The sequence below is a fragment of the Pseudomonas sp. 203-8 genome, assembly GCF_020708595.1.
Lineage (GTDB): Bacteria > Pseudomonadota > Gammaproteobacteria > Pseudomonadales > Pseudomonadaceae > Pseudomonas > Pseudomonas aeruginosa.
On sequence record NZ_JAJFDF010000004.1, the window covers coordinates 214,077 to 240,514 of the forward strand.

Here is a 26,438-nt window from a genome sequence, read left to right on the forward strand (position 1 = left end):
CAATGGATGGTCAACATCTGCACCAGGGCGAGCTGAAGCGTGGCCTGAAGAATCGCCACATCCAGTTGATCGCGCTGGGCGGGGCGATCGGCACCGGGCTGTTCCTCGGCTCGGCGGGCGTCATCAAGACGGCCGGCCCGTCGATGATCCTCGGTTACGCCATTGGCGGCTTCATCGCCTTCCTGATCATGCGCCAGCTCGGCGAGATGATCGTCGAGGAGCCGGTGGCCGGCTCCTTCAGTCACTTCGCACACAAGTACTGGGGCGGATTCGCCGGTTTCCTTTCCGGCTGGAACTACTGGGTGCTGTACATCCTGGTGGGCATGTCGGAGCTGACCGCGGTGGGCAAGTACATCCAGTATTGGTGGCCGGACGTGCCGACCTGGGCGACGGCGGCGGCGTTCTTCGTGCTGATCAACGCGATCAACCTGGCCAACGTGAAAGCCTTCGGCGAGACCGAGTTCTGGTTCGCGATCATCAAGGTAGCGGCGATCGTCGGCATGATCCTGCTCGGTATCTACCTGCTGGTCGGCGGCGGTGGCGGACCGCAAGCCTCGGTGAGCAACCTGTGGGACCGCGGCGGCTTCTTCCCCAACGGTCTCAGCGGCCTGGTGATGACCCTGGCGATCATCATGTTCTCCTTCGGGGGGCTGGAGTTGGTGGGTATCACCGCCGCCGAGGCGTCCGAGCCGCGGAAGGTGATCCCGAAGGCGATCAACCAGGTGATCTACCGGATCCTGATCTTCTATATCGGCGCCCTGGCGGTGCTGCTCTCGCTGTATCCATGGGACCAGTTGGTGGAGACCATCAACGCTTCCGGCGACGACTACAGCGGCAGCCCGTTCGTGCAGATCTTCTCGTTGATCGGCAGCGGCACCGCGGCCAACATCCTCAACTTCGTAGTACTCACCGCGGCATTGTCGGTCTACAACAGCGGCGTCTACTGCAACAGCCGGATGCTCTACGGCCTGGCCGCCCAGGGTGACGCGCCGAAGGTGCTGATGTCGGTGGACCGCCGGGGCGTGCCGGTGCTGTCGATCCTGGTCTCGGCGCTGATCACCTTCCTCTGCGTGATCGTCAACTACGTATTGCCGCACAAGGCGCTGGAGCTGCTGATGTCGCTGGTGGTGGCGGCGCTGGTGATCAACTGGGCGATGATCAGCCTGTCGCACCTGAAGTTCCGCGCGGCGATGAAGCGCCAGGGCGTGGACACCTTCTTCAAGGCGCTCTGGTCGCCGTTCAGCAACTACCTGTGCCTGGCCTTCGTGTTGTTCATCCTTGGCATCATGCTGATGATCCCCGGGATCAACATCTCGGTGTACGCCATTCCATTCTGGCTGCTGCTGATGTGGTTGTGCTACCGGGTCAAGCTGTCGCTGGCGGAAAGGCGCGGGCTCGGCCAGCAGGCCTGAGCCTGCGGGTGGCGCAGGACGGGGGCTTCGGCTCCCGTTTTTCATTTCGCACGGGCATGTTTTTCTGTCGTTTTCTGTTACGCGTTTCAAGACCCGGTGTGCGGCTTGGGTGGCTCCCGGGGAGGTGGCTCTTTATAATCCCGGGGTTACCTTGCGGGGCCATTCATCAATCGTGCCAATTCAGTACGTTGCGCGCGATGATGGTCATTTTCTGACTTGGGCCTCGTCTTTTCTGTCCACGACCACTAGGCACTAGACATGATCAAGATAAAACGTGGCCTGGACCTGCCCATCAGCGGCGCCCCCGAACAGCGCATCGAGGCAGCACGCCCGGTACGCAGCGTGGCGTTGATCGGTTTCGACTACCACGGCATGAAGCCGACCATGGCGGTGCAGGTAGGCGACCGGGTGAAGCTGGGGCAGGTGCTGTTCACCGACAAGAAGAATCCCTCCGTCAGCTATACCGCACCCGGCGCCGGTGTGGTCAGTGCCATCCATCGTGGCGAGAAGCGCGTCCTGCAATCGGTGGTCATCGATCTCGACGGCGACGAGCAACTGGAGTTCGCCCGTTATCCCGCTGACAAACTCGCCACGCTGAGCGCCGAGCAGGTCCGCGACAACCTGTTGCAGTCGGGCCTGTGGACCGCGCTGCGGACCCGGCCGTTCAGCAAGGTGCCCGATCCCGAGTCCAGCCCCAGTTCGATTTTCGTCACTGCCATCGATACCCAGCCGCTGGCCGCCGATCCGCAGGTGGTTATCGCGGAGCAGGGCGAGGCCTTCCAGGCCGGGCTGACGGTGCTCGGGCGCCTGGCCCGGGTGTTCCTGTGCAAGGCGGAAGGCGTTTCGCTACCCGGCGAGGCGCTCTCCGGCGTGACCGCGCAAGCATTCTCCGGTCCGCATCCGGCGGGCCTGCCCGGCACCCATATCCACTTCCTTGACCCGGTGGGTGCCGGCAAGAGCGTGTGGAACCTGAACTACCAGGACGTGATCGCCATCGGCAAGCTGTTCACGACCGGGCAATTGTGGACCGAGCGGGTGATCGCCCTGGCCGGTCCGGTGGTGGAAAAGCCACGTCTGGTGCGCACCCGCTTGGGCGCCAACCTCGACGAACTGGCCGCCGGCCAGTTGCAGCCGGGCAACAACCGGCTGATCTCCGGCTCCGTGCTGGGCGGTCGCACCGCCCATGGCGCCTACGCCTACCTGGGGCGCTACCACCTGCAGTTGTCCTGTCTCAAGGAGGGCGACCAGCGCGAGTTCCTCCACTACCTGCGCGCCGGGGTGGAAAAGCATTCGCTGCTCAACGTGTTCGTCTCCAGGCTGCTCGGCGGCAAGCGCTTCGCCTTCACCACCAGCACCAACGGCAGCCCACGGGCGATGGTGCCGGTAGGTAACTACGAGGCGGTGATGCCGCTGGATATCCTGCCGACTCAATTGCTGCGCTACCTGATCGTCGGCGACACGGAAATGGCCCAGAAGCTCGGCGCCCTGGAACTCGACGAAGAGGACCTGGCGCTGTGCAGCTACGTCTGCGCCGGCAAGTACGAATACGGCCCGATTCTGCGGGACAATCTGGCACGCATCGAGCAGGAGGGCTGAGCCATGGGTTTGCGTAACCTGCTCGACAAGGTCGAGCATCATTTCGAGAAGGGCGGGCGCTACGAGAAGTGGTACCCGCTGTACGAAGCCGTGGACACCTTCCTCTATCGTCCGGGCAGCGTCACCCGCACCACTGCACACGTGCGCGACGGCATCGACCTGAAGCGCATGATGATCATCGTCTGGCTATGCACCTTCCCGGCGATGTTCTTCGGCATGTACAACGTCGGCCACCAGGCCAACCTGATCTTCGCCCAGAGCCCCGACCTGTTGAGCGCCCAGGATGGCTGGCGCTTCGCCCTGATCGGCGCGCTGGCCGGGTTCGACCCGAACAGCCTGTGGGATTGCCTGGTCCAGGGCGCCGCGTACTTCCTGCCGGTGTACCTGACCACCTTCATCGTCGGCGGTTTCTGGGAGGTGCTGTTCGCCAGCATCCGCCGCCACGAGGTCAACGAAGGCTTCTTCGTCACCTCGGTGCTGTTCGCCCTGACCCTGCCGCCGTCCGTCCCGTTGTGGCAGGTAGCCCTGGGGATCAGCTTCGGCGTGGTGCTGGGCAAGGAAGTGTTCGGCGGCACCGGGAAGAACTTCCTCAATCCGGCACTGGTCGGCCGGGCCTTCCTGTTCTTCGCCTACCCGGCGCAGATGTCCGGCGACGCGGTATGGACCTCGGTGGACGGCTTCGCCGGCGCCACCTCGCTGAGCCTGGCCGCCGCCGGCGGCGTGGACAACATCCTCGGCCACGGCTTGACCTGGATGGATGCCTTCCTCGGCCACATGCAGGGTTCGATGGGCGAGACCAGCACCCTGGCGATCTTCATCGGCGGCGCCGTGCTGCTGCTGACCCGCATCGCCTCCTGGCGCATCGTCGCCGGGGTGATGCTGGGGATGGTCGCCATGAGCTACCTGTTCAACGCCATCGGCTCGGCCAGCAACCCGATGTTCGCCATGCCCTGGTATTGGCACCTGGTCACCGGCGGCTTCGCCTTCGGCATGATCTTCATGGCCACCGACCCGGTCTCGGCGTCCATGACCGATACCGGCAAGTGGCTGTTCGGCGCTCTGATCGGAGTGATGGTCATGCTGATCCGGGTGGTCAACCCGGCGTTCCCGGAAGGCATGATGCTGGCGATCCTGTTCGCCAACCTGTTCGCACCGCTGATCGACCATTTCGTCGTTCAGGCCAACATCAAGCGGAGGCTGGCGCGCAATGGCTAATCAAGAATCCACCACCCGCACACTGCTGGTAGCCCTGGTGGTGTGCTTGGTCAGCTCGGTGTTCGTCGCTGGCGCGGCGGTGGCGCTGAAGCCGACCCAGGCGGAAAACCGCCTGCTCGACAAGCAGCGCAGCATCCTCGCCATCGCTGGTCTCGGCGAGCCGGGCATGTCCGGCAAAGAGGTCAAGGCGCTGTTCGACAGTCGCATCACCGCCAAGGTGGTCGACCTCCAGAGCGGCACCTTCAGCGATGCCCAGGACCCGCTCGGCTACGACCCGCTGAAAGCGGCCAAGGACCCGGCGCTGTCGGATGCGCTGCCCGCCGCCGAGGACATCGCCTCGATCAAGCGCCGCGAGCGCTATACCACGGTCTACCTGGTGGAGACCGACGGCAAGCTCGACACCCTGATCCTGCCGGTGCGCGGCTACGGTCTGTGGTCGACCCTCTACGGCTTCCTGGCGCTCAAGGGCGACCTCAACACGGTCGCCGGCTTCGGTTTCTACCAGCATGGCGAGACCCCCGGTCTCGGCGGCGAGGTCGACAATCCGAAATGGAAGGCGCTGTGGGTCGGCAAGACCCTCTACGACGCCCAGGGCGATCTTGCCGTACAGATCATCAAGGGCTCGGTGGACCCGCAATCGGCGAAGGCGAACCACCAGGTCGACGGCCTGGCCGGCGCCACCCTGACCAGCAAGGGTGTCGACAACCTGCTGCATTTCTGGCTCGGCAAGGACGGTTTCGACGCCTTCCTCGCCAATCTGCGCAAAGGGGAGGCGTGATGGCTGCTCAACCCACGATCCGCGAAGTCCTGTTCAATCCGGTCTTCCAGAACAATCCGATCGGCCTGCAGATCCTCGGGATCTGCTCGGCGCTGGCGGTAACCTCGAACCTGAAGACCGCCACCGTCATGGCCATTGCCCTGACCCTGGTGACCGGCTTCTCCAACCTGTTCATCTCGATGATCCGCCGGCAGATTCCCAGCTCGATCCGGATGATCGTGCAGATGGTGATCATCGCCTCGCTGGTGATCGTCGTCGACCAGGTGCTCAAGGCCTATGCCTATAGCCTGAGCAAGCAGCTCTCGGTGTTCGTCGGGCTGATCATCACCAACTGCATCGTGATGGGTCGCGCCGAAGCCTTCGCCATGGCCAACCCGCCGCTCGTGTCGTTCTTCGACGGCATCGGCAACGGTCTCGGCTACAGCGCCATGCTGCTGGTGCTGGGCTTCGTCCGCGAGCTGTTCGGCGCCGGCAAGCTCTACGGCATCAGCGTGTTGCCGACGGTCAACGATGGCGGCTGGTACCAGCCGAACGGCCTGCTCCTGCTGCCGCCTTCGGCGTTCTTCCTGATCGGCCTGATCATCTGGGCCCTGCGGACCTGGAAGAAAGACCAGGTCGAGGCCCCGACCTACAAGATGGCCCCGCAGGTATCCAGCAAGGAGGCTTACTGATGGAGCACTACATCAGCCTGTTCGTGAAGGCCGTGTTCGTCGAGAACATGGCGCTGGCGTTCTTCCTCGGCATGTGTACCTTCATCGCCATCTCGAAGAAGGTGGAGACCGCCATCGGCCTGGGTATCGCGGTGATCGTGGTGCAGACCATCACCGTGCCGGCCAACAACCTGATCTACACCTACCTGCTCAAGGACGGCGCGCTGGCCTGGGCCGGGCTGCCCGAGGTGGACCTGAGTTTCCTCGGCCTGCTCAGCTACATCGGGGTGATCGCCGCCATCGTGCAGATCCTCGAGATGCTCCTCGACAAGTACGTACCCAGCCTCTACAACGCGCTGGGCGTGTTCCTGCCGCTGATCACGGTGAACTGCGCGATCATGGCCGGCTCGCTGTTCATGGTCGAGCGCGACTACAACCTTGCCGAGAGCACGGTGTACGGCGTCGGCTCGGGCTTTTCCTGGGCGCTGGCGATCGCCGCGCTGGCGGGTATCCGCGAGAAGCTCAAGTACAGCGACGTCCCCGAGGGCCTGCAGGGCCTGGGGATCACCTTCATCACCATCGGCCTGATGTCGTTGGGCTTCATGTCGTTCTCCGGCGTGCAGTTGTAAGGAGAGGCCCGTGATCGGATTCGAGATTTTCCTGGCCATCGGCATGTTCACCGCCATCGTCCTGGGCCTGGTGGCGATCATCCTGGTCGCCCGTGCCAAGCTGGTGTCGAGTGGAGACGTGACCATCCAGATCAACGGCGAGCACAGCCTGACCGTGCCGGCCGGCGGCAAGCTGCTGCAAACCCTGGCGGCGAACAACGTGTTCCTGTCTTCCGCCTGCGGCGGCGGCGGCACCTGCGCGCAGTGCAAATGCGTGGTGGTCGAGGGCGGCGGCGAGATGCTGCCGACCGAGGAGTCGCACTTCACCCGGCGCCAGGCGAAGGAAGGCTGGCGCCTGTCGTGCCAGACGCCGGTCAAGCAGGATATGCAGATCCGCGTGCCTGAAGAGGTCTTCGGGGTGAAGAAATGGGAGTGCACGGTGGAGTCCAACCCCAACGTCGCCACCTTCATCAAGGAACTCACCCTGCGCCTGCCGGACGGCGAGAGCGTGGACTTTCGTGCCGGCGGCTACGTGCAGCTGGAATGCCCGCCGCACGTGGTCGAGTACAAGGACTTCGATATCCAGCCGGAATATCGCGGCGACTGGGACAAGTTCAACATGTGGCGCTACGTGTCGAAGGTCGACGAGACGGTGATCCGCGCCTACTCGATGGCCAACTACCCGGAAGAGAAGGGCGTGGTCAAGTTCAACATCCGCATCGCCTCGCCGCCGCCGGGCAGCGACCTGCCGCCGGGGCAGATGTCGTCCTGGGTGTTCAACCTCAAGCCGGGCGACAAGGTCACCGTGTACGGGCCGTTCGGCGAGTTCTTCGCCAAGGACACCGAGGCCGAGATGGTCTTCATCGGCGGCGGCGCCGGCATGGCGCCAATGCGTTCGCACATCTTCGACCAGTTGCGCCGGCTCAAGTCGAACCGCAAGATCAGCTTCTGGTACGGCGCGCGCTCGCTGCGCGAGGCCTTCTATACCGAGGAGTACGACCAGCTGCAGGCGGAGAATCCCAACTTCCAGTGGCACCTGGCGCTGTCCGACCCGCAGCCGGAGGACAACTGGACCGGCCTGACCGGTTTCATCCACAACGTGCTGTTCGAGAACTACCTGAAGGACCACCCGGCGCCCGAGGACTGCGAGTTCTACATGTGCGGCCCGCCGATGATGAATGCCGCGGTGATCAAGATGCTCACCGACCTGGGCGTGGAGCGCGAGAATATCCTGCTGGACGATTTCGGTGGCTGAGCGTTTCCGTCCGCTTGCCATGGCCGGACTGGCAGCGCTGGCGCTGGTCCTGGCCGGTTGCGGCGACACCCTGGAAAGCTTCGGCGGCCCGACCATGGGCAGCACCTATTCGATCAAGTACGTGCGCGGCGCCTCGGCGCCCGACGTCCAGACGGCGAAAGCCGCGGTGGAGGCGATCCTCGCCGAGGTCGACCGGCAGATGTCCACCTACCGCGACGACTCCCTGGTCTCGCGTTTCAATGCGCTGCCGGCGCAGTCCTGCATGGAGCTGCCGCCACCGATGCTGGAGTTGCTGCGCTACGGCGGCGAGTTGTCGGAGCAGAGCCAGGGCGCCTTCGACATGACCGTCGAGCCGCTGATGAACCTCTGGGGCTTCGGTCCGCAGGCGCGGGTGGAGAAGGTTCCCAGCGCCGAGCAGATCGCCGCGGTGCGCCGTGACGTCGGCCATCGACACCTGCGCATCGACGGCCAGCGCCTGTGCAAGGACGCCGCCGTGCAGCTGGACTTCGACAGCATCGCCGCTGGCTATACGGTGGACGCGGTAGGCGAACGCCTGAAGGAGCTCGGCGTGCGCAGCTACCTGGCGGAAATCACCGGCGAGTTGAAAGCCGAAGGGCGCAAGCCGGACGGCACGCCCTGGCGCATCGCTATCGAAGCGCCGCGCGAGGGCCAGCGGGTCGCCCAGCAGGTGCTGGCGCTGGACGGCTACGGCGTCTCGACCTCGGGCGATTACCGCAACTATTTCGAAGAGAACGGCCAGCGCTATTCGCACACCTTCGACCCGCGCACCGGCGCGCCGATCGACCATCACCTGGCTTCGGTCACGGTGATCGATCCGTCGACGCGCAACGCCGACGGCCTGTCGACCCTGCTGATGGCGCTCGGTCCGGAGGAGGGCTACCGTTTCGCCGAGAAGCACCGACTGGCGGCGCTGTTCGTCAGTCGCCAGGGCAACGGTTTCGACAGCCGCACCACGCCACGCTACGAGCAACTGTTCGGCAACCAAGGAGAACGTCCATGACCTGGCTACTGGTCTTCGTCATCATGCTGCTGGTGGTCTTCGGCATGTCCATCGGCGTCATCATGGGCCGCAAGCCGATCGCCGGTTCCTGCGGCGGCATCGCCAACCTGGGGATCGAGAAGGAATGCTCGATCTGCGGCGGCGACCGGCAGAAATGCGAGGAAGCCAACCGCGACGAATCTGTAGTGCCCGGAAAACTCGCCTACGACGCGACCAAACGCTAATGTGCGACATTTCGCACAGGGCGTAACATATGCCCGCCTCGAGGTCGGACCGAGCCTTGCCCGGCGAATGCCGTCGTTCGCACCGACCCGATGATCGAATCGATCCGCCGCGCACATGTTGTGCAGCGGCTTTGCCGGAGGCGCCAGTGGGCGCCTCGGCCTGTTCTGAGGAGTACGCATGGCTGTCTACAACTACGACGTGGTGATTTTGGGCACGGGTCCGGCGGGCGAAGGGGCGGCGATGAACGCCTCCAAGTACGGACGCAAGCTGGCGGTAGTCGACAGCCGTCGCGTGGTCGGAGGCAACTGCACGCACCTCGGCACCATTCCTTCCAAGGCCCTGCGCCACTCGGTGAAGCAGATCATCGAGTTCAACACCAACCCGATGTTCCGCCAGATCGGCGAGCCGCGCTGGTTCTCCTTCCCCGACGTGCTGAAGAGCGCCGACCGGGTGATCTCCAAGCAGGTCGCTTCGCGTACCGGCTACTACGCGCGCAATCGCATCGACATGTTCACCGGCACCGCCAGCTTCGTCGACGAACGCACCGTCGAAGTGGTGACGCCGAGCGGCGCGGTGGAGCGCCTGGTCGCCGACCAGTTCGTGATCGCCACCGGCTCGCGCCCGTATCGTCCTTCGGACATCAATTTCAACCACCCGCGGGTCTACGACAGCGACACCATCCTGTCCCTGAGCCACACCCCGCGCCGGCTGATCATCTACGGAGCCGGGGTGATCGGCTGCGAATACGCGTCGATCTTCAGCGGCCTGGGCGTGCTGGTGGACCTGATCGATACGCGCGACCAGTTGCTCAGCTTCCTCGATGACGAGATTTCCGATGCGCTGAGCTACCACCTGCGCAACAACAACGTGCTGATCCGCCACAACGAGGAGTACGAGCGCGTCGAGGGGCTGGACAACGGTGTCATCCTGCACCTGAAGTCGGGCAAGAAGATCAAGGCGGACGCGCTGCTCTGGTGCAACGGCCGGACCGGCAACACCGACAAGCTCGGCCTGGAGAACGTCGGCATCAAGGTCAACAGCCGTGGCCAGATCGAGGTGGACGAGAACTACCGCACTTCGGTGAGCAACATCTTCGCCGCCGGCGACGTGATCGGCTGGCCGAGCCTGGCCAGCGCTGCCTACGACCAGGGCCGCTCGGCCGCCGGCAACATCGTCGAGAGCGACAGCTGGCGCTTCGTCAACGATGTGCCGACCGGCATCTACACCATTCCGGAGATCAGCTCGATCGGCAAGAACGAAAGCGAACTGACCGCGGCGAAGATTCCCTACGAAGTGGGCAAGGCGTTCTTCAAGGGCATGGCCCGGGCGCAGATTTCCAACGAGCCGGTGGGCATGCTGAAGATCCTGTTCCATCGCGAGACCCTGGAGATTCTCGGCGTGCACTGCTTCGGCGACCAGGCTTCGGAAATCGTCCACATCGGTCAGGCGATCATGAACCAGCCGGGCGAGCTGAATACCCTGAAGTACTTCGTCAACACCACCTTCAACTACCCGACCATGGCGGAAGCCTATCGGGTAGCGGCGTTCGACGGCCTCAACCGGCTTTTTTGAAGGACTCCGGCCGGCGGCCTGAGCCGGCCGGAGGGGATGTGCTCAGCGATTCCCGAGGGTGGCGCTGGCCAAACCGGGAAAGTCTGTGATCAGGCTGTCCACGCCGAAGTCGGCGAGCCGGCGCATCAGCGCCGGTTCGTTGACCGTCCACACCGAGACGTGAAGCCCCTGGCGCTGGGCCTTGAGCAGGCGTTCCGGGGTGCATAGGGTCCAGTTCAGGGCGAGCAGGGCACAGCCATAGTGCTGGGCGACCTTCAGCGGGTCGAGCCAGGCGTATTCGGCGACCAGCCCGCGCGACAGCTCTGGGGTCAGTTCGTTGAGGGCCTTGAGCACGGTCCGCGAACCGCTGGTGACGGTGACCTTGTCGCGGTTGCCGAAGCGCTCGGTCAGCTCCCTGATCCGCGTTACCGTCCGCGCCGCGCGTTCGCGCGAGGCGCTCTTCACTTCCAGTTGCCAGTGCTCGAACGGGCACTTCTCGAACAACTCCTCCAGCCGCGGGATCGGCGTCGGCCGTACCCAGCCGGGGCCGCCCTTGCGCGCGTCGTAGGTGACCAGGGTGGCCGCGTCGTGTTCGGCGACCTTGCCGCGGCGGCCGGTGGTGCGCTTCAGGGTCGGGTCGTGGATCACCATCAGTTCGCCGTCGCGGGACAGGTGCAGGTCCAGTTCGCAACGGTTGACGCCATGCTCCAGGCAGCGCTGGAAGCTGGCCAGGGTGTTTTCCGGCGCTTCGCCCTTGGCGCCGCGATGTCCATAGATGAGAGTCACTGTGGCTCCTTGTTCGAGGGTTGCGCGGGATTCCGCGGCCGATGATGGCGAACGCTGTCGAGCACCCGGCCGCTTTCGAAATATACCGAGAAGTCGCGGTAATCCCAGCGCACGATGGGCGGCTGGCCGACCGCGGGATGTTCCTCGTCGGCCAGGCCGAAGCGTTGCAGCACGGCTTCGCGGCTTTCGCCGTGCGCGGGCAGGGCGACCCGGGTATCGCCCTGGGCGCCCAGCGGAATGCTCAGGGTGTCGGCGAACAGCGGCGGGGCGAGGAGGAGGGAGCACAGCAGTAGCGAACGGAGCATCGGCACATCTCAGGTCGAAGAAGGTTTCAGGTCGAAGAAGGTTGGCCCGGCTCGCCGAGCGGGCCCTGTCCGGCCCGTGCCAGGCGGCGCTGCTGGGCCTGCTTCTGGAGGATATGCCGGGCCAGCAACTGGCGCTGTGCGTCGCTCAACGCTTCGAACTCGGTGCCGATCTCGAATTCGTCGTCGTGTGGCTGGGCGTGGATTACCCGGGCCCGCAGTTCGAGGCCGAACCCCTGCGGCAACAGGACCATGCGCAGGACGAGCAACTGGCCGACCGGCAATGCGCGGTCGTGGCGGAAGCTGACTCCCCCCTCGGACAGGCTGACCTTGCGCGGTTCGCCGATCTCCTTGAGCAGGCTCTGCACCATGACCTGGCCAAGCAGGTCGATGCGCTTGTTCATCACCTTCAGGTAGTTGGCCAGCGTGCGGTCGCGTTCGCTGATGTGGCGCAGAAGGTGCTGCGACTCGTAATCCATCAGGTGGAGGTCGCTGAGCAGGCTGAACAGGGTGGCCCCCGGCCCGCTCTCCAGGCCGTCTTCGACGGCCCCGGCAGGGCGAAATTCCAGTGCGAGGGTATCTTCGATACGGTAGTATTCGCGGCGGTCATCCGCGTCACGAGTGGACATGGCGAACCCACGGCGGCAGTGATGGTCAGAGTGTAAGGCCGCCGGCGATGCCTCGCCACTTCGCCATCCCGACGCATCCATTTTCTGCCAGCTAAGGGCGACATGTTCAGACCCCTGTCCGTTTTCATCGGCACGCGCTATACGCGGGCCAAACGTCGCAGCCATTTCGTCTCCTTCATTTCGCTGACCTCGATGATCGGCCTGGCACTGGGCGTGCTGGTGATGATCGTGGTGCTCTCGGTGATGAACGGCTTCGATCGCGAAATGCGTACCCGCATCCTCGGCATGGTGCCGCAGGCCACCGTCGAGTCGTACCAGCCCATCGATGACTGGCGCGCCCTGGCCGAGAAGGTCAAGGCCCACGAGCATGTCACCGCGGTAGCGCCGTTCACCCAGATGCAGGGCATGCTCAGCGCCAATGGCGCGGTGCAGACGGTGATGGTCGATGCGGTCGATCCGCTGGAAGAGGCCAAGGTCTCGATCATTCCCGATTTCTTCAAGCAGGGCTCGCTGGCGGAACTCAAGGCCGGCGGCTTCGGCATCGTCATCGGCCAACTGGCGGCGCAGAAGCTCGGCGTCGGCATCGGCGACAAGGTCACCCTGATCCTCCCCGAGGTGGCGGTCACCCCGGCCGGGGTGTTCCCGCGGATGAAGCGTTTCACCGTGGTCGGCACCTTCCGCGTCGGCGCCGGCGAACTGGATGGCGGCCTGTCGCTGATCCACCTGGAAGACGCCGCGCGCCTGCAGCGCTGGAAGACCAACCAGGTACAGGGGCTGCGCCTGAAGCTCGACGACCTGTTCCAGGCGCCGCGGGTGGCCTGGGAGATCGCCCGGACCCTGACCGACAATGACTTCTACGCCCGCGACTGGACGCGCAGCCACGGCAACCTGTACCAGGCCATCCGCATGGAAAAGACCATGATCGGCCTGTTGCTGCTGCTGATCGTCGCGGTCGCCGCGTTCAACATCATTTCCACCCTGGTGATGGTGGTCACCGACAAGAAGTCGGACATCGCCATCCTTCGTACCCTCGGCGCCACGCCGGGGCAGATCATGGCTACCTTCATGGTCCAGGGTACGGTGATCGGGGTGATCGGCACGCTGGTCGGCGGGGTCCTCGGGGTGGTCGCGGCACTCAACGTCAGCGCCTGGATTTCCGCCCTGGAAAAGCTGCTGGGCCACCAGTTCCTCGCGTCCGACGTGTACTTCATCGATTACCTGCCGTCGCAACTGATGCTCGACGATGTCGTGCTGGTCTGCGGCGCGGCCCTGGTCCTCAGCTTCTTCGCCACTTTGTATCCAGCCTGGCGTGCGGCGCGCACCCAGCCTGCGGAGGCTTTGCGTTATGAATGACAAGTCGGTGCTGAGTTGCCGCAACCTGAGCAAGAGCTACGACGAGGGGCCGCAATCGGTGCAGGTGCTGTCCGGCGTCGAGTTGAACCTGCTGCCTGGGGAGCGGGTGGCTATCGTCGGCAGCTCCGGTTCGGGCAAGAGCACCTTGCTGAACATGCTCGGCGGCCTGGACACGCCCTCCGCCGGCAGCGTCTGGCTCGCCGGCGAGGAACTCTCGGCGCTGAACGAGACGGCCCGCGGGCTGCTGCGCAACCGCGCGCTGGGCTTCGTCTACCAGTTCCACCACCTGTTGCCGGAGTTCACCGCCCTGGAGAACGTCTGCATGCCGCTGTTGATCGGCCGCACGCCGATCGCGGAAGCCCGCCAGCGGGCGGCCGAGCTGCTGGAGCGGGTCGGGCTGGGGCATCGCCTGTCGCACAAGCCGGCCGAGCTGTCCGGCGGCGAGCGCCAGCGGGTGGCGATCGCCCGCGCGCTGGTCAACCGTCCGCAGCTGGTACTGCTCGACGAGCCCACCGGCAACCTCGACCAGCATACCGCCCAGGGTATCCAGGAGCTGATGCTGGAACTGAGCCGTTCGTTGCAGACCTCGTTCCTGGTGGTAACCCACGATCTCCAGCTGGCCGGGCACATGGATCGCATCCTGCGCCTGGAAGAAGGCCGACTGATCGCCGCGTAGCGGGGCGACGGCGTGCCCGCCGTCCGCTCCCGTCCGGCGAATCCCCCATCGACTCGGTGCATCCGCGACATGTTCAGACCGTTACCGTTCTTCATAGGCCTGCGCTACACCCGCGCCAAACGCCGCAACCACTACATCTCGTTCATCTCGCTGACCTCGATGATCGGCCTGGCGCTGGGCGTGCTGGCGATGATCATCGTGCTCTCGGTGATGAACGGCTTCCAGAAGGAAATGCGCACGCGAATCCTCGGCATGGTGCCGCATGCCACCATCAGCGCGGCGCAGCCGCTGGACGACTGGCAGACCGTCGCCAACGCGGCGCTGCGGCACCGCGAGGTGGTCGGCGCGGCGCCGTTCGCCGAACTGCAGGGCATGCTGTCGTACAAGGGCAATATGCTGCCGGTGCTGGTCAACGGCATCGACCCGCAGGAGGAGCGCAAGGTTTCCATCGTCGGTGAGCACATCGTCCAGGGCAGCCTGGACGATCTCAAGCCTGGCGAGTTCGGCATCGTCCTCGGCGAGATCACCGCGCGGCGCTTCCATGTCAATGTCGGCGACAAGCTGACCCTGATCGTCCCGGAAGCCACCAGCGCGCCGGGCGGCATCACTCCGCGCATGCAGCGCTTCACCATCGTCGCCCTGTTCAAGGTCGGTGCCGAACTGGACAACTCGCTGGCGCTGATCGACATCGCCGATGCCGGCCAGTTGCTGCGCCTGCAACCGGGCCAGGTGCCGAGCGTGCGCCTGGAGCTGAAGGATCTCTACCAGTCGCCGCAGGTCGCCGCCAAGGTGGTCAAGGAGTTGGGGCAGGGCTTCAGGTCCAGCGACTGGACCAGGACCCAGGGCAGCCTGTTCAACGCGATGAAGATGGAAAAGACCATGATCGGCCTGCTCCTGCTGCTGATCATCGCGGTCGCCGCCTTCAACATCATCGCCACCCTGATCATGGTGGTCGCCGACAAGCGCACCGACATCGCGATTCTTCGTACCCTCGGCGCCACGCCGCGGCAGATCATGGCGATCTTCATGGTCCAGGGCACCGTCATCGGCGTGATCGGGACGGTCATCGGCGGGGTACTCGGGGTGTTCGCGGCGTTGAACATCACCGGGATGATCGACCGCATCGAACGGTTGGTCGGACACAAGGTCTTCAGCTCGGATGTGTACTTCATCAACTACCTGCCTTCCGATCTGCAGGTGCTGGACGTGGTGCTGATCTGCAGCGCTGCATTGCTGATGAGCTTCCTCGCCACCCTGTACCCATCCTGGCGCGCGGCGCGGACACAACCGGCCGAGTCGCTGCGCTACGAGTGAGCGAGAAGGCCTGCGCCAGTCCCAGCACGGGGCGGACAAGGCCCACGAAAAAGCCGCCTTCGAGGCGGCTTTTTCATGTCCGGCGGATTACTTCGCGGCGACCCGTTCGCGACGTTGCCGGCAGCGTCGGCTCCAACTGCGCTGCACCCACCAGCGCCAGTAGAGCATCGTCAGCGCGTAGCCGAGGATGGCGGCGATGATGCCGCACACCACCGAACCGAGCAGGAAGGGCTGCCAGAGGCTGGACAGCTCCTGGCTGATCCATTCCCAGGTGAGATGGTCCGGCAGGGTGCGCGGCGGCACCTGCATCAACCAGGCGCCCAGCTTGTAGGTGCAATAGAAGACCGGGGGCATCGTGATCGGATTGGTCAGCCAGACCAATCCGACGGAGATTGGCAGATTGCTCCGAATCCACACCGCCAGACCGGCCGCCAGCAGCATCTGCATCGGCATCGGGATGAAGGCGGCGAACAGCCCGGCGGCCATGGCGCGCGATACCGAGTGGCGATTGAGATGCCAAAGGTTGGGATCGTGCGTCAACTTGCCGAGAAAGCGCAGCGACTTCTGCGAGCGGATGCTTTCCGGATCGGGCATGTAGCGCTTGAACAGGCGACGCGGCATGTGGGCTCTCGGTGGATATAGGCTTGCGTATTATGCCAAGCAAGATGACAGGATTTCGTTGCCCATTGTATGACCCCATGTGACATGTCGGGGAGCGGAGGGCACGCCACGGGGATGGGAGGAACCGTTCATGCGCCTGGGATTGCCAGCCCTCGCCGCGGGGCTGCTGGCCCTGCGCTTCCTGGCGGAATTGCCGTCGGTCGGCTGGCTGCTGGGCATGGCCGCCGCCGGACTGTTGCTGCTGTTCGGCCGGCTGTACTGGCTGGGGTTGTTCCTGCTCGGGTTCGCCTGGGCCTGCGGCTCGGCGCAAGTCGCCCTGGACGGACGCCTGGCCGCCGAGCTGGATGGTCGCACCCTTTGGCTGGAGGGGCGTGTGGTCGATCTGCCGGCGAGCGGCGAGGGCGTCACGCGCTTCCGGCTGGAGGAGGTCAGCGCTGCGCGGGGCGTGCTTCTTCCCGAGCGTCTGCGCCTGAGCTGGCGCGGCGCGCCGCCGCTGATGGGCGGCGAACGCTGGCGCCTGGCGGTGACCCTGAAACGCCCCCGCGGCCTGGTGAACGCGGCGGGTTTCGACTACGAGGCCTGGTTGTTGGCGTAGCGGGTCGGTGCTGTGGGCACGGTGAAGGCGGGCCAGCGCCTGCAGCCGGCCAGCGGCCTGGATGCCTGGCGCGATGCCTGGCGCCAGCGCCTGCTGGCGGTCGACGCACAGGGGCGCGGCGCCGCCCTGGCGGCGCTGGTGCTGGGGGATGGCTCGGGGTTGAGCGCGGCCGAGTGGCGAATGTTCCAGGACACCGGCACCGTGCATCTGATGGTCATCTCCGGTTCGCATATCTCGTTGCTGGCGGGGATGCTCTATGGCCTGGTGGCGGCCTTGCATCGCCTGGGCTGCTGGCCGCGGCGCCTGCCCTGGCTGCCCTGTGCCTGCGCCCTGGGTTTGCTTGGTGCCTGGAGCTACGGGTTGATGGCGGGTTTCGAGGTCCCGGTGCGGCGCGCCTGCCTGATGGTCAGCCTGGCGCTGGTCTGGCGCCTGCGTTTCCGCCACCTGGGCTTGCTGACCCCGCTGCTGGCAACGCTGGTGCTGGTCTTGCTGGTCGAGCCGCTGGCCAGCCTGCAGGCGGGGTTCTGGCTGTCGTTCCTGGCGGTTGCCCTGCTGCTCTGGCTGTTCGCCGGGCGCCTTGGGCGCTGGCGCTGGTGGGCGGCCTGGGGGCGGGCGCAGTGGGGGATGGCGCTGGGGCTGGCGATGCCGCTGCTGGCGCTGGGCCTGCCGTTGAGCCTGAGCGGAGCGCCGGCCAACCTGCTGGCGGTGCCTTGGATCGAACTGCTGGTAGTGCCCCCGGCCCTGGCGGGGAGCCTGCTGCTGTGGGTGCCCGGGCTGGGCGAGGGGCTGCTTCGCGCCGCTGGCGTTTCGCTGGACCTGCTGTTTCGTGCGCTTGGCCTGCTGGCGGGCCTGGCCGAGGCCTGGCAGCCACCCGCCGCAGCGGCCTGGAGCGTAGCGCTGGGCATGCTCGGCGCGCTCTGCTGGCTGGCGCCGGCTGGCTTGCCGTTGCGTGCCCTCGGTGCCGCGTTGCTACTGCCGGCATTGTTGCCGTCATCGCCGCCTGTCGAATGGGGGCGGGCGGAAGTGCGGGTGCTGGACGTCGGCCAGGGGCTGGCCGTGCTGGTGCGTACCCGAGAGCATGTCTTGCTCTATGACAGCGGTGCGCGGCAGGGGGCGTTCGACATGGGCGAGCGGGTGGTGGTGCCGGTGCTGCGGAGCCTGGACCTGCGGCGCCTGGACGGCCTGTTGCTGAGCCATGCCGACAACGACCATGCAGGCGGTGCTCCTACGGTCGCTTCCCGATTCCCGCCGGTTTGGCTGGTCAGCGGCGAACCCGCGCGCCTGCCTTCGCCGTTGTTCGCGGACAGCTGCGACGAGCGGAGCTGGTCCTGGGATGGCGTGGTTTTCGAACAGTGGGCATGGGCACAGGCCGGCGACAGCAACGACCGCTCCTGTGTGCTGAGGGTCGAGGCCGATGGCGAAGTCCTGCTGCTGACCGGGGACATCTCGCGTGCGGCCGAGCATGCCTGGCTGGCGCGACAGGCCGATCCCCGGGTCGACTGGTTGCTGGCGTCGCATCATGGCAGCCGCAGTTCCTCCGGAGTCGCCTTCGTGTTGCGTACGCGGCCTCGCCATGTGCTGGTCTCGCGAGGTTGGCGCAACGCCTTCGGCCATCCCCATGGCGAAGTGATGGAGCGTTACGCGAGGGTCGCCGCGCAGGTCCACGACACGGCACGCGACGGTGCCCTGACGTTTCTCCTCGGAAGCCGTGGCGGCGCACGCCGGGAGCGTGATTCGGCGCACTTCTGGCGGGAAAAATGAGAACCGTGGCGGTCGGCGGAAAAGGGTCGCTGTGCTAGAGTGGCGCCACTTTTTTTTCGGGGATATGCCACTGTGTGGGAACTGGTTCAAGCCGGCGGCTGGATGATGCTGCCGATCATTCTGAGTTCGATCGCCGCCACCGCCATCGTCGCGGAGCGCCTGTGGACGCTGCGCAAGAGCCGCGTCGCGCCGCCCGAGCTGCTCGGCCAGGTGTGGAAGCAGATCAAGGGCAAGCAACTGAGCGCCCAGAAGCTCAAGGACCTGCGCGCCAACTCGCCGCTGGGAGAGATCCTCGCCGCCGGTCTGGCCAACTCCAAGCACGGTCGCGAGATCATGAAGGAGTGCATCGAGGAGGCTGCTTCCGGTGTCATCCACGAGCTGGAGCGCTACCTCAACGCCCTCGGCACCATCGCCGCGATGGCGCCGCTGCTGGGCCTGCTGGGTACGGTGTTCGGCATGATCCAGATCTTCGGCGCCTTCATGGACAACGGCATGGCCAACTCGCCGATGCTCGCCGCAGGCATCTCCAAGGCATTGATCACCACCGCCGCCGGCCTGCTGGTGGCGATTCCGGCGGTGTTCTTCCATCGCTACCTGCTGCGGCGGGTCGACGAACTGGTGATCGCCATGGAGCAGGAGGCCATCAAGCTGGTGGAAGTGGTGCAGGGCGATCGTGAAGTCGACTACGTCGAGGAAGGCAAAGCGTGAAATTCCGCCGCAGACGGGCGGGTGCCGCCCGTGAAGACGTCTTCATCAACCTGGCGTCGCTGATCGACGTGATCTTCGTCCTGCTGCTGTTCTTCGTGGTCAGTACCACCTTCACCCGCCCCGAGCAGCTCAACATCGAGCTGCCATCGGCGGAGAGCGGCGAAACCGCCGGCACCGAGCAGAAGCAACTGGAACTCTCGGTGGATGCCGAGGGGCACTACGCCTTGAACGGGCAGGCGCTGGCCAAGAGCGACCTGGCCACCCTGATGGCGGCGATGCAGCGTGAATCGGCGGGCGACAACAACCTGCCGGTGGTGATCAGCGCCGATGCCAAGTCCACCCACCAGTCGGTGGTCACGGCGATGGACGCAGCGGGCAAGCTGGGCTTCGTCCACCTGCGCATCACCACGGTCGAGAACACGGCGGCCAAGCCCTGATGTCGTTCTCCGAGCGACTGCTCGCCGCCTGGTACCAGGGGCATCCGGCGCTGGCGCTGCTGCGTCCGCTGGAGGCTCTCTATCGTCGGGTGGCGAACGGCCGCCGGGCGGACTTCCTGTCCGGGCGCAAGCCCGCCTACCGGGCACCGCTGCCGGTGCTGGTGGTAGGCAACATCACCGTCGGTGGAACCGGCAAGACGCCGATGATCCTCTGGATGATCGAGCACTGCAGGGCTCGCGGCTTGCGGGTTGGCGTGATCAGCCGCGGCTATGGTGCCCGGCCGCCCACCACGCCGTGGCGGGTGCGGGCCGAGCAGGACGCCGCGGAGGCCGGCGACGAACCGCTGATGATTGTCCGGCGCAGCGGCGTGCCGCTGATGATCGACCCGGATCGTCCGCGCGCCCTGCAGGCGCTGCTCGCCGAAGAGCAGTTGGACCTGGTCCTCTGCGACGATGGCTTGCAGCACTATCGCCTGGCGCGCGATCTGGAACTGGTGCTGATCGATGCCGCGCGCGGTCTCGGCAATGGTCGTTGCCTGCCGGCCGGTCCGTTGCGCGAACCGGCGGAGCGTCTGGAAAGCGTCGACGCGCTGCTTTACAACGGCGCCGACGAGGATCCTGACGGCGGTTACGCATTCCGCTTGCAGCCTACTGCGCTGATCAACCTGCAGAGCGGCGAGCGCCGACCGCTGGAGCATTTTCCCGCGGGCCAGGAGGTCCATGCCCTGGCCGGGATCGGCAATCCGCAGCGTTTCTTCAGGACGCTCGAGGCGCTACACTGGCGGGCGATTCCGCATGCCTTCCCGGATCACGCGACCTACACGGCGGCCGAACTGGCGTTCAGCCCGCCGCTGCCGCTGCTGATGACCGAGAAGGATGCCGTTAAATGCCGGGCTTTCGCAGCGGCCGACTGGTGGTACCTGGCGGTCGATGCGGTGCCTTCCCCAGCATTCGTCGCCTGGTTCGACGCCCGACTCGAGCATCTCCTGGCGCGCTGACCGGCGGCCGTGCCGCCATTGTATGAAGGACTCCGCCATGGACCCGAAACTCCTCGATATCCTTGCCTGCCCGTTGACCAAGGGCCCGCTGGTGCTCAGCGAAGACAAGACCGAACTGATCAGCAAGCAGGCCGGCCTGGCCTATCCGATCCGCGACGGCATCCCGGTGATGCTGGAGAGCGAGGCTCGCTCCCTGAACGTGGACGAGCGGCTGGACAAGTAATGACCCAGGCGTTCACTGTCGTCATTCCCGCCCGCTACGCCTCCACTCGTCTGCCCGGCAAGCCATTGCAGGATATCGCCGGCCAGCCAATGATCCAGCGCGTCTGGAACCAGGCCCGCAAGAGCGCCGCCAGCCGCGTGGTCGTCGCCACCGACGACGAACGCATCCTGGCGGCGTGCCAGGGGTTCGGCGCCGAGGCGCTGCTGACACGTGCCGAGCACAACTCCGGCACCGATCGCCTGGAGGAAGTCGCTTCCCGGCTCGGCCTGGCCAGCGATGCCATCGTGGTCAACGTCCAGGGCGACGAGCCGCTGATCCCCCCGGCGCTCATCGACCAGGTGGCGGCCAACCTGGCGGCGCACCCGGAGGCCGCCATCGCTACCCTGGCCGAGCCGATCCATGAGGTCTCCGCGCTGTTCAATCCGAACGTGGTCAAGGTCGCCACCGACATCGACGGCCTGGCCCTGACTTTCAGTCGTGCGCCCTTGCCCTGGGCTCGCGACGCCTTCGCCCGCGATCGCGACAGCCTGCCGGAGGGCGTGCCCTATCGTCGCCACATCGGCATCTACGCCTATCGCGTGGGTTTCCTTGCCGATTTCGTCGCCTGGGGACCGTGCTGGCTGGAGAACGCCGAAAGCCTTGAGCAATTGCGCGCGCTCTGGCACGGGGTGCGAATCCATGTGGCCGATGCCCGCGAAAACATGCTTCCGGGCGTGGATACGCCGGAAGACCTCGAACGCGTTCGCCGCGTGCTGGGGGGCTGATGCGCGTCCTGTTCGTCTGCCTGGGCAACATCTGCCGGTCGCCCACCGCCGAAGGCGTGTTCCGGCGCAAGGTCGAGGAGGCCGGGCTGGCTTCCCGCATCCATGTCGATTCCGCCGGTACCGCCGGCTGGCATGTCGGCAAGGCGCCTGACCAGCGCACCCGCCTGGCCGCGCAAAGGCGTGGCTACGACCTGTCGGCACTGCGTGGACGCCAGGTCGGCATCGAGGATTTCTCCCGCCATGACCTGATCCTGGCCATGGACCTGTCCAACCTGGCTGACCTCGAGACCCTGCGTGCCGGGCGCGGTGCCGCCGAACTGGATCTGTTCCTGCGTCGCTACGGATCCGAGCGGGACGAAGTGCCCGATCCCTACTATGGCGGCGAAGAAGGCTTCGAGCAGGTCCTCGACCTGATCGAACATGCCTGCGACCGTCTGTTGATCGAAGCCAAGGGGCGACTGTGAGCCTGGAACTGCAAGAGCATTGCTCGCTGAAGCCCTATAACACCTTCGGCATCGACGTGCGCGCCCGCCTGCTGGCCCACGCCCGGGACGAGGCTGATGTGCGCGAGGCCCTGGCCCTGGCTCGGGAGCGTGGATTGCCGCTGCTGGTGATCGGTGGTGGCAGCAACCTGCTGCTGACCCGTGACGTCGAGGCGCTGGTTTTGCGCATGGCCAGCCAGGGGCGGCGAATTGTTTCCGATGCCGCGGATTCGGTGTTGGTCGAGGCGGAGGCGGGCGAGGCCTGGGACCCATTCGTACAATGGAGCCTGGAGCGGGGCCTGGCCGGTCTGGAAAATCTCAGCCTGATTCCCGGCACCGTGGGTGCGGCGCCGATGCAGAACATCGGCGCCTATGGCGTGGAGCTGAAGGATGTCTTCGACAGCCTGACGGCGCTGGATCGCCAGGATGGAACCCTGCGTGAGTTCGATCGCCAGGCCTGCCGTTTCGGCTACCGCGACAGCCTGTTCAAGCAGGAGCCTGATCGCTGGCTGATCCTCCGCGTGCGCCTGCGCCTGACACGGCGGGAGAGGCTGCACCTGGACTACGGGCCGGTACGCCAGCGCCTGGAGGAGGAGGGCATCGCCAGTCCGACGGCCAGGGACGTAAGCCGGGTAATCTGCGCCATTCGCCGGGAGAAGCTGCCCGACCCCGCCGTATTGGGCAATGCCGGCAGCTTCTTCAAGAACCCGCTGGTGGATGCGACGCAGGCCGAGCGCTTGCGTCAGGCCTTCCCGGATCTGGTTGGCTATCCGCAGGCGGACGGTCGGTTGAAGCTGGCCGCAGGCTGGCTCATCGACAAGGGCGGCTGGAAGGGCTTTCGCGATGGCCCGGTGGGGGTACACGCGCAGCAGGCGCTGGTCCTGGTCAACCATGGCGGTGCCACCGGTGCCCAGGTCCGGGCATTGGCGGAGCGTATCCAGGAGGACGTCCGTCGGCGTTTCGGCGTCGAATTGGAGCCTGAACCCAATCTCTACTGAGGGTGCGGCTGGAGAATGAAAAAGGGATGCCGGCGGCATCCCTTTTTCATTGTGCGTGTTCGGCGGCTCTGGTCATGACGGGCGGTATGCCGGAGTGCCGCGGAATGACACGCAAAAAAAAAAGGGATGCCATGGCATCCCCTTTTTTCAGTCTGTCACTCAGGCATGCGGGCGCGAGGTTTCGCTTTCCTCGGTCTTTTTCGCGTGCTCCGTGTCGGTGGCGTCTTCGCCGGAAGCTTCAGGCTCGGCCTGTACCGCTTCCTGGGCTTCGTCCGCCTGGGACGGAACGTCGGCCTGGGCGATTTCTTCAGCCTGGGGTGCAGCAGGTTCCTCCTGGGCCGACGTTTCCTCGCTCGCTACAGCCGGGACCTCCTCGACGGCGGGAGCGGCCTGAGCTGCCGCTTCGGCTGCTGCTGCGGCTTCGCGTGCCAGACGCTCGGCTTCGCGTTGCAGGCGACGTTTTTCCCGTGGGTCGTTGAGGGCACGGCCGGTCGCGTTGGCCGGCACCGCCGCGATGGCCGGGGTCGGCTCTTCGGTGGTTGCGGGCTCGCTAGGGGCTGCTGCTTCGACGGGCACCGGGGCGGCAACTTCTTCGGCCGCTTCCGTTGCCGGTTGCACGGCGCTCTCGGCGTCTTCGCGGCTTTCCACGCTTTCGCTGGCGAAGGGAGCTTCTTCAGTGGCTTGCGCGACCAGCAGGGTGCTCTGGTCGGCTTCGTCCCGGACCACGCTGACGGTCACCGGCGCTTCGATGTCGGCGGTTTCGCCGGCATTGGCCTCGCTGTCCGCGCCCTGGGTTTCGACGGCTTCGCTGGTCGGCGCGTCGGTTTCATCGCTTGCCGTGGTTTCGCTGGCAGCCTCGCTGGTAGTGGCCGGGGCTTGCTCCACGTTTGCTTCTACGGCTTCGCTGGCGACAGCGATACCGGCAGCAGCGGCGGCTGCGACGGTGTTCAGCGGCGCGGCGGCGTTATCGGTCGCCTCGCTGCCTTCCAGCTCACCGCTGACCTCGCGCTGGCGTTCGCGGCGGTTGCTGCGACGACGCTGGCCGCGGGAGCGGCGGCGCGGGCGCTCGCCATCGGTATCGTCCTGCTCGTCCTGCTCCAGGCTCTCGTCGTTCGGCAATGCCTCGGCTTCCAGGGCCGCGGCGTCGCGAGCCTGGCGATCCTCGCGCGGCTGGCGCTCTTCGCGGGCCGGGCGCTCGGCGCGTTCTTCACGGCCTTCGCGGGGTTGGCGCTCTTCGCGGGCCGGGCGTTCGGCGCGCTCTTCGCGGCGGCGTTCGCTGCGTTCCTCGCGACCTTCGCGGCCTTCGCGCGGCTGGCGCTCTTCGCGGGGTGTCCGCTCGGCGCGCTCTTCACGGCCTTCGCGCGGCTGGCGCTCCTCGCGAGCCGGGCGCTCGGCGCGCTCTTCGCGGCGACGTTCGCTGCGCTCTTCGCGGTTCGGGCGTTCGGCGCGCTCTTCGCGCGGTTGGCGCTCTGCGCGTTCCTCGCGGGGCTTGCGCTCTTCGTCGCGGCGATTGCCATCGCGGCCATCGCGGCGGCGGTTCTGCTGGCGGCCGTTGCGACGCTCGTCCTGGCGGGTTTGGCGCTCGGCAGCCGGCTTGCTGGTTTCAGCAGGCTTGGCGGCAGGTTGATCCTTGCCTGCGAACAGGCCGACCAGGGACTTCACCAGGCCCTGGAACAGGCTCGGCTCGGGCATCGGCTTGGCCGGCTCGACCGGTGCTTCGGTGTGTTGCGGTGCGGGCTGCTGGGGAGCGACGGTCTTGACTGCTGCTTCCTGGCGGACCAGGGTGCGGGTCGAGCTGACCGGCTGGGCTTCTTCGTGCTCGACGGTGGCCATTTCGTAGCTGGTCTGGCCGGCAACCAGTTCGGGGCTGTCATCGCGCAGACGCTGGACTTCGAAATGCGGGGTTTCCAGATGATCGTCCGGCAGGATGAAGATGCGCGCGCGGGTACGCAGTTCGATCTTGGTGATGGCGTTGCGCTTCTCGTTGAGCAGGAAGGCGGCGACCTGGAAGGGCACGCGGGCGCGGACTTCCGCGGTGCGGTCCTTCAGGGCTTCTTCCTCGATCAGGCGCAGGATGGCCAGCGACAGCGACTCGACGTCGCGGATGATACCCTGGCCGTTGCAGCGCGGGCAGACGATGCCGCTGGTCTCGCCGAGGGACGGACGCAGGCGCTGGCGGGACATTTCCAGCAGGCCGAAGCGCGAGATGCGACCGACCTGGACGCGCGCGCGGTCGGCCTCGAGGGCTTCGCGGACACGCTCTTCCACGGCGCGCTGGTTCTTCGCCGGGGTCATGTCGATGAAGTCGATGACGATCAGGCCGCCGATGTCACGCAGGCGCAGCTGGCGGGCGATTTCCTCGGCCGCTTCCAGGTTGGTCTGCAGGGCGGTTTCCTCGATGTCGCCGCCCTTGGTGGCGCGCGCCGAGTTGATGTCGATGGAAACCAGGGCCTCGGTCGGGTCGATGACGATGGAGCCGCCGGACGGCAGCTTCACTTCGCGCTGGAAAGCGGTCTCGATCTGGCTCTCGATCTGGAAGCGATTGAACAGCGGAACGCTGTCCTGGTACAGCTTCACCTTGCTGGCGTACTGCGGCATCACCTGGCGGATGAAGTTCAGGGCTTCTTCCTGGGCGTCAATGCTGTCGATCAGCACTTCGCCGATGTCCTGGCGCAGGTAGTCGCGGATGGCGCGGATGATGACGTTGCTTTCCTGGTAGATCAGGAAGGGCGCGCCACGTTCGCCGGACGCTTCCTTGATCGCGCTCCACAGTTGCAGCAGGTAGTCGAGGTCCCACTGCAGTTCCTCGGTGCTGCGGCCGAGGCCGGCGGTGCGCACGATCAGGCCCATGTCGGCCGGTGCGTTGAGGCCGTTCAGGGCCTCGCGCAGCTCGTTGCGTTCTTCGCCTTCGATACGGCGGGAGATGCCGCCGGCGCGCGGGTTGTTCGGCATCAGCACCAGGTAACGGCCGGCCAGGCTGATGAAGGTGGTCAGGGCGGCGCCCTTGTTGCCGCGCTCTTCCTTCTCGACCTGGACGATGACTTCCTGGCCTTCGCTCAGGACTTCCTTGATGTTGATCCGGCCTTCGGGGGATTTCTTGAAGTATTCGCGGGAGATTTCTTTGAGGGGGAGGAAGCCGTGGCGTTCGGCGCCGAAGTCGACGAAGGCGGCTTCGAGGCTGGGTTCGACGCGAGTGATGCGGCCTTTGTAGATGTTGGCCTTCTTCTGCTCGCGGGCGCCCGACTCGATGTCGAGGTCGAACAGGCGTTGGCCGTCGACCAGTGCAACACGCAACTCCTCGGGTTGAGTCGCGTTGATCAGCATTCTTTTCATGTAGTACCAATGGTTTCCGGGGCTACCGGAAACGGCGATCGGCACACACGACTCTCACGGTCGGTGCTCGGGCGCGTATTCAGGAATGGCGGGCCATTCCCGTGTCCAGCGGCGCTCGGCACTGGGTGCCGGTCCGCGACTACGTCT

The 26,438-nt window shown here is 65.9% G+C and carries 25 protein-coding genes and 1 pseudogene; 21 read left to right on the forward strand and 5 right to left on the reverse strand.

Annotation, left to right across the window (positions count from 1 at the left end):
- Positions 1-2: 2 nt before the first annotated feature.
- The 10 genes from LJF27_RS10865 (at position 3) to sthA (ending at position 10,332) form a co-directional block, all read left to right on the forward strand.
- Positions 3-1,412: an amino acid permease gene (locus LJF27_RS10865; RefSeq protein ID WP_003113982.1), complete on the forward strand. Its 1,410-nt coding sequence runs from the start codon at positions 3-5 to the stop codon at positions 1,410-1,412.
- A 258-nt stretch (positions 1,413-1,670) separates the two neighbouring features.
- Positions 1,671-3,008: a Na(+)-translocating NADH-quinone reductase subunit A gene (locus LJF27_RS10870; RefSeq protein ID WP_003113983.1), complete on the forward strand. Its 1,338-nt coding sequence runs from the start codon at positions 1,671-1,673 to the stop codon at positions 3,006-3,008.
- Positions 3,009-3,011: 3 nt separating this feature from the next.
- Positions 3,012-4,223: an NADH:ubiquinone reductase (Na(+)-transporting) subunit B gene (locus tag LJF27_RS10875; protein WP_003109478.1), complete on the forward strand. Its 1,212-nt coding sequence runs from the start codon at positions 3,012-3,014 to the stop codon at positions 4,221-4,223.
- Positions 4,216-5,001 (forward strand): Na(+)-translocating NADH-quinone reductase subunit C, encoded by a 786-nt coding sequence (locus tag LJF27_RS10880; RefSeq protein WP_023116999.1) that lies wholly within the window; start codon positions 4,216-4,218, stop codon positions 4,999-5,001. Before LJF27_RS10875 ends, LJF27_RS10880 begins: the two co-directional genes overlap by 8 nt.
- The gene (gene nqrD / locus LJF27_RS10885; RefSeq protein WP_003119802.1) at positions 4,998-5,672 is read left to right on the forward strand and encodes an NADH:ubiquinone reductase (Na(+)-transporting) subunit D; all 675 of its coding nucleotides are present in this window, start codon (positions 4,998-5,000) and stop codon (positions 5,670-5,672) included. Before LJF27_RS10880 ends, nqrD begins: the two co-directional genes overlap by 4 nt.
- The gene (gene nqrE, locus LJF27_RS10890; protein WP_003091182.1) at positions 5,672-6,280 is read left to right on the forward strand and encodes an NADH:ubiquinone reductase (Na(+)-transporting) subunit E; all 609 of its coding nucleotides are present in this window, start codon (positions 5,672-5,674) and stop codon (positions 6,278-6,280) included. Before nqrD ends, nqrE begins: the two co-directional genes overlap by 1 nt.
- Positions 6,281-6,290: 10 nt before the next feature.
- Complete coding sequence (nqrF, locus tag LJF27_RS10895) at positions 6,291-7,514, forward strand: NADH:ubiquinone reductase (Na(+)-transporting) subunit F (RefSeq protein ID WP_003113984.1); 1,224 nt, start codon at positions 6,291-6,293, stop codon at positions 7,512-7,514.
- Positions 7,507-8,535, forward strand: a complete 1,029-nt coding sequence (locus LJF27_RS10900) for an FAD:protein FMN transferase (RefSeq protein ID WP_003162488.1) — start codon at positions 7,507-7,509, stop codon at positions 8,533-8,535. Before nqrF ends, LJF27_RS10900 begins: the two co-directional genes overlap by 8 nt.
- A complete protein-coding gene (gene nqrM, locus LJF27_RS10905) occupies positions 8,532-8,759 on the forward strand; it encodes a (Na+)-NQR maturation NqrM (RefSeq protein ID WP_003091178.1) in 228 nt (75 codons plus the stop codon). The genes LJF27_RS10900 and nqrM overlap by 4 nt, the downstream gene beginning before the upstream one ends.
- Positions 8,760-8,937: 178 nt before the next feature.
- Positions 8,938-10,332, forward strand: coding sequence for a Si-specific NAD(P)(+) transhydrogenase (gene sthA / locus LJF27_RS10910; protein WP_003091177.1), 1,395 nt, complete (start codon positions 8,938-8,940; stop codon positions 10,330-10,332).
- 42 nt (positions 10,333-10,374) lie between these two features.
- Here the strand turns inward: sthA and LJF27_RS10915 are convergent, their stop codons facing one another.
- From LJF27_RS10915 to LJF27_RS10925, 3 genes are read right to left on the reverse strand one after another with little or no spacing between them, the layout of a single operon-like run.
- Positions 10,375-11,097 carry a glycerophosphodiester phosphodiesterase gene (locus tag LJF27_RS10915; protein WP_003105190.1) on the reverse strand — a complete coding sequence of 241 codons (723 nt, stop codon included), beginning with the start codon at positions 11,095-11,097 and terminating at the stop codon, positions 10,375-10,377.
- Entirely contained in the window at positions 11,094-11,402 is a 309-nt protein-coding gene (locus LJF27_RS10920) for a hypothetical protein (RefSeq protein ID WP_003105194.1), read from the reverse strand. Before LJF27_RS10920 ends, LJF27_RS10915 begins: the two co-directional genes overlap by 4 nt.
- A gap of 26 nt (positions 11,403-11,428) precedes the next feature.
- On the reverse strand, positions 11,429-12,028 hold the full coding sequence (locus tag LJF27_RS10925) for a PilZ domain-containing protein (protein WP_003118087.1): 600 nt from the start codon (positions 12,026-12,028) through the stop codon (positions 11,429-11,431).
- Positions 12,029-12,130: 102 nt separating this feature from the next.
- Between LJF27_RS10925 and LJF27_RS10930 the strand changes: the two genes are divergently transcribed.
- The 3 genes from LJF27_RS10930 to LJF27_RS10940 all read left to right on the forward strand — a co-directional run bounded on the left by LJF27_RS10930 (position 12,131) and on the right by LJF27_RS10940 (position 15,371).
- Entirely contained in the window at positions 12,131-13,381 is a 1,251-nt protein-coding gene (locus LJF27_RS10930) for a lipoprotein-releasing ABC transporter permease subunit (RefSeq protein ID WP_003091170.1), read from the forward strand.
- Positions 13,374-14,057, forward strand: a complete 684-nt coding sequence (gene lolD / locus LJF27_RS10935; protein ID WP_003091168.1) for a lipoprotein-releasing ABC transporter ATP-binding protein LolD — start codon at positions 13,374-13,376, stop codon at positions 14,055-14,057. The genes LJF27_RS10930 and lolD overlap by 8 nt, the downstream gene beginning before the upstream one ends.
- 69 nt (positions 14,058-14,126) lie before the next feature.
- Positions 14,127-15,371, forward strand: coding sequence for a lipoprotein-releasing ABC transporter permease subunit (locus LJF27_RS10940; RefSeq protein ID WP_003113987.1), 1,245 nt, complete (start codon positions 14,127-14,129; stop codon positions 15,369-15,371).
- 87 nt (positions 15,372-15,458) lie between these two features.
- On the opposite strand, the gene LJF27_RS10945 is transcribed toward LJF27_RS10940, so the two are convergent.
- Entirely contained in the window at positions 15,459-15,992 is a 534-nt protein-coding gene (locus LJF27_RS10945; protein ID WP_003091165.1) for a DUF2062 domain-containing protein, read from the reverse strand.
- Between the two features lie 130 nt (positions 15,993-16,122).
- Between LJF27_RS10945 and LJF27_RS10950 the strand changes: the two are divergent.
- From LJF27_RS10950 to murB, 8 genes and pseudogenes are all read left to right on the forward strand, one after another.
- Positions 16,123-18,348: pseudogene (locus LJF27_RS10950) on the forward strand (DNA internalization-related competence protein ComEC/Rec2).
- A 72-nt stretch (positions 18,349-18,420) separates the two neighbouring features.
- Positions 18,421-19,056 (forward strand): MotA/TolQ/ExbB proton channel family protein, encoded by a 636-nt coding sequence (locus tag LJF27_RS10955; protein ID WP_003091163.1) that lies wholly within the window; start codon positions 18,421-18,423, stop codon positions 19,054-19,056.
- On the forward strand, positions 19,053-19,493 hold the full coding sequence (locus tag LJF27_RS10960) for an ExbD/TolR family protein (protein ID WP_003091161.1): 441 nt from the start codon (positions 19,053-19,055) through the stop codon (positions 19,491-19,493). Before LJF27_RS10955 ends, LJF27_RS10960 begins: the two co-directional genes overlap by 4 nt.
- Positions 19,493-20,491 carry a tetraacyldisaccharide 4'-kinase gene (gene lpxK, locus LJF27_RS10965; protein ID WP_003091159.1) on the forward strand — a complete coding sequence of 333 codons (999 nt, stop codon included), beginning with the start codon at positions 19,493-19,495 and terminating at the stop codon, positions 20,489-20,491. Before LJF27_RS10960 ends, lpxK begins: the two co-directional genes overlap by 1 nt.
- A gap of 37 nt (positions 20,492-20,528) precedes the next feature.
- On the forward strand, positions 20,529-20,714 hold the full coding sequence (locus LJF27_RS10970) for a Trm112 family protein (protein WP_003091157.1): 186 nt from the start codon (positions 20,529-20,531) through the stop codon (positions 20,712-20,714).
- On the forward strand, positions 20,714-21,478 hold the full coding sequence (gene kdsB / locus LJF27_RS10975) for a 3-deoxy-manno-octulosonate cytidylyltransferase (protein WP_003106922.1): 765 nt from the start codon (positions 20,714-20,716) through the stop codon (positions 21,476-21,478). Before LJF27_RS10970 ends, kdsB begins: the two co-directional genes overlap by 1 nt.
- Positions 21,478-21,942 carry a low molecular weight protein-tyrosine-phosphatase gene (locus tag LJF27_RS10980; RefSeq protein WP_003106924.1) on the forward strand — a complete coding sequence of 155 codons (465 nt, stop codon included), beginning with the start codon at positions 21,478-21,480 and terminating at the stop codon, positions 21,940-21,942. The genes kdsB and LJF27_RS10980 overlap by 1 nt, the downstream gene beginning before the upstream one ends.
- Complete coding sequence (murB, locus tag LJF27_RS10985) at positions 21,939-22,958, forward strand: UDP-N-acetylmuramate dehydrogenase (RefSeq protein WP_003106928.1); 1,020 nt, start codon at positions 21,939-21,941, stop codon at positions 22,956-22,958. The genes LJF27_RS10980 and murB overlap by 4 nt, the downstream gene beginning before the upstream one ends.
- Positions 22,959-23,117: 159 nt before the next feature.
- Here murB and rne read toward each other — a convergent pair whose 3' ends face one another.
- Complete coding sequence (rne, locus tag LJF27_RS10990; protein ID WP_031643221.1) at positions 23,118-26,291, reverse strand: ribonuclease E; 3,174 nt, start codon at positions 26,289-26,291, stop codon at positions 23,118-23,120.
- Positions 26,292-26,438: the final 147 nt, after the last annotated feature.

Excerpts from the sequence above, each read along its gene's own strand:
- LJF27_RS10865 (WP_003113982.1), top strand. The coding sequence starts at position 3 with ATGGATGGTCAACATCTGCACCAGGGCGAGCTGAAGCGTGGCCTGAAG.
- LJF27_RS10870 (WP_003113983.1), top strand. The coding sequence starts at position 1,671 with ATGATCAAGATAAAACGTGGCCTGGACCTGCCCATCAGCGGCGCCCCC.
- LJF27_RS10875 (WP_003109478.1), top strand. The coding sequence starts at position 3,012 with ATGGGTTTGCGTAACCTGCTCGACAAGGTCGAGCATCATTTCGAGAAG.
- LJF27_RS10880 (WP_023116999.1), top strand. The coding sequence starts at position 4,216 with ATGGCTAATCAAGAATCCACCACCCGCACACTGCTGGTAGCCCTGGTG.
- nqrE (WP_003091182.1), top strand. The coding sequence starts at position 5,672 with ATGGAGCACTACATCAGCCTGTTCGTGAAGGCCGTGTTCGTCGAGAAC.
- nqrM (WP_003091178.1), top strand. The coding sequence starts at position 8,532 with ATGACCTGGCTACTGGTCTTCGTCATCATGCTGCTGGTGGTCTTCGGC.
- sthA (WP_003091177.1), top strand. The coding sequence starts at position 8,938 with ATGGCTGTCTACAACTACGACGTGGTGATTTTGGGCACGGGTCCGGCG.
- LJF27_RS10920 (WP_003105194.1), bottom strand. The coding sequence starts at position 11,402 with ATGCTCCGTTCGCTACTGCTGTGCTCCCTCCTCCTCGCCCCGCCGCTG.
- LJF27_RS10925 (WP_003118087.1), bottom strand. The coding sequence starts at position 12,028 with ATGTCCACTCGTGACGCGGATGACCGCCGCGAATACTACCGTATCGAA.
- LJF27_RS10930 (WP_003091170.1), top strand. The coding sequence starts at position 12,131 with ATGTTCAGACCCCTGTCCGTTTTCATCGGCACGCGCTATACGCGGGCC.
- lolD (WP_003091168.1), top strand. The coding sequence starts at position 13,374 with ATGAATGACAAGTCGGTGCTGAGTTGCCGCAACCTGAGCAAGAGCTAC.
- LJF27_RS10940 (WP_003113987.1), top strand. The coding sequence starts at position 14,127 with ATGTTCAGACCGTTACCGTTCTTCATAGGCCTGCGCTACACCCGCGCC.
- LJF27_RS10945 (WP_003091165.1), bottom strand. The coding sequence starts at position 15,992 with ATGCCGCGTCGCCTGTTCAAGCGCTACATGCCCGATCCGGAAAGCATC.
- lpxK (WP_003091159.1), top strand. The coding sequence starts at position 19,493 with ATGTCGTTCTCCGAGCGACTGCTCGCCGCCTGGTACCAGGGGCATCCG.
- LJF27_RS10970 (WP_003091157.1), top strand. The coding sequence starts at position 20,529 with ATGGACCCGAAACTCCTCGATATCCTTGCCTGCCCGTTGACCAAGGGC.
- kdsB (WP_003106922.1), top strand. The coding sequence starts at position 20,714 with ATGACCCAGGCGTTCACTGTCGTCATTCCCGCCCGCTACGCCTCCACT.
- LJF27_RS10980 (WP_003106924.1), top strand. The coding sequence starts at position 21,478 with ATGCGCGTCCTGTTCGTCTGCCTGGGCAACATCTGCCGGTCGCCCACC.
- rne (WP_031643221.1), bottom strand. The coding sequence starts at position 26,291 with ATGAAAAGAATGCTGATCAACGCGACTCAACCCGAGGAGTTGCGTGTT.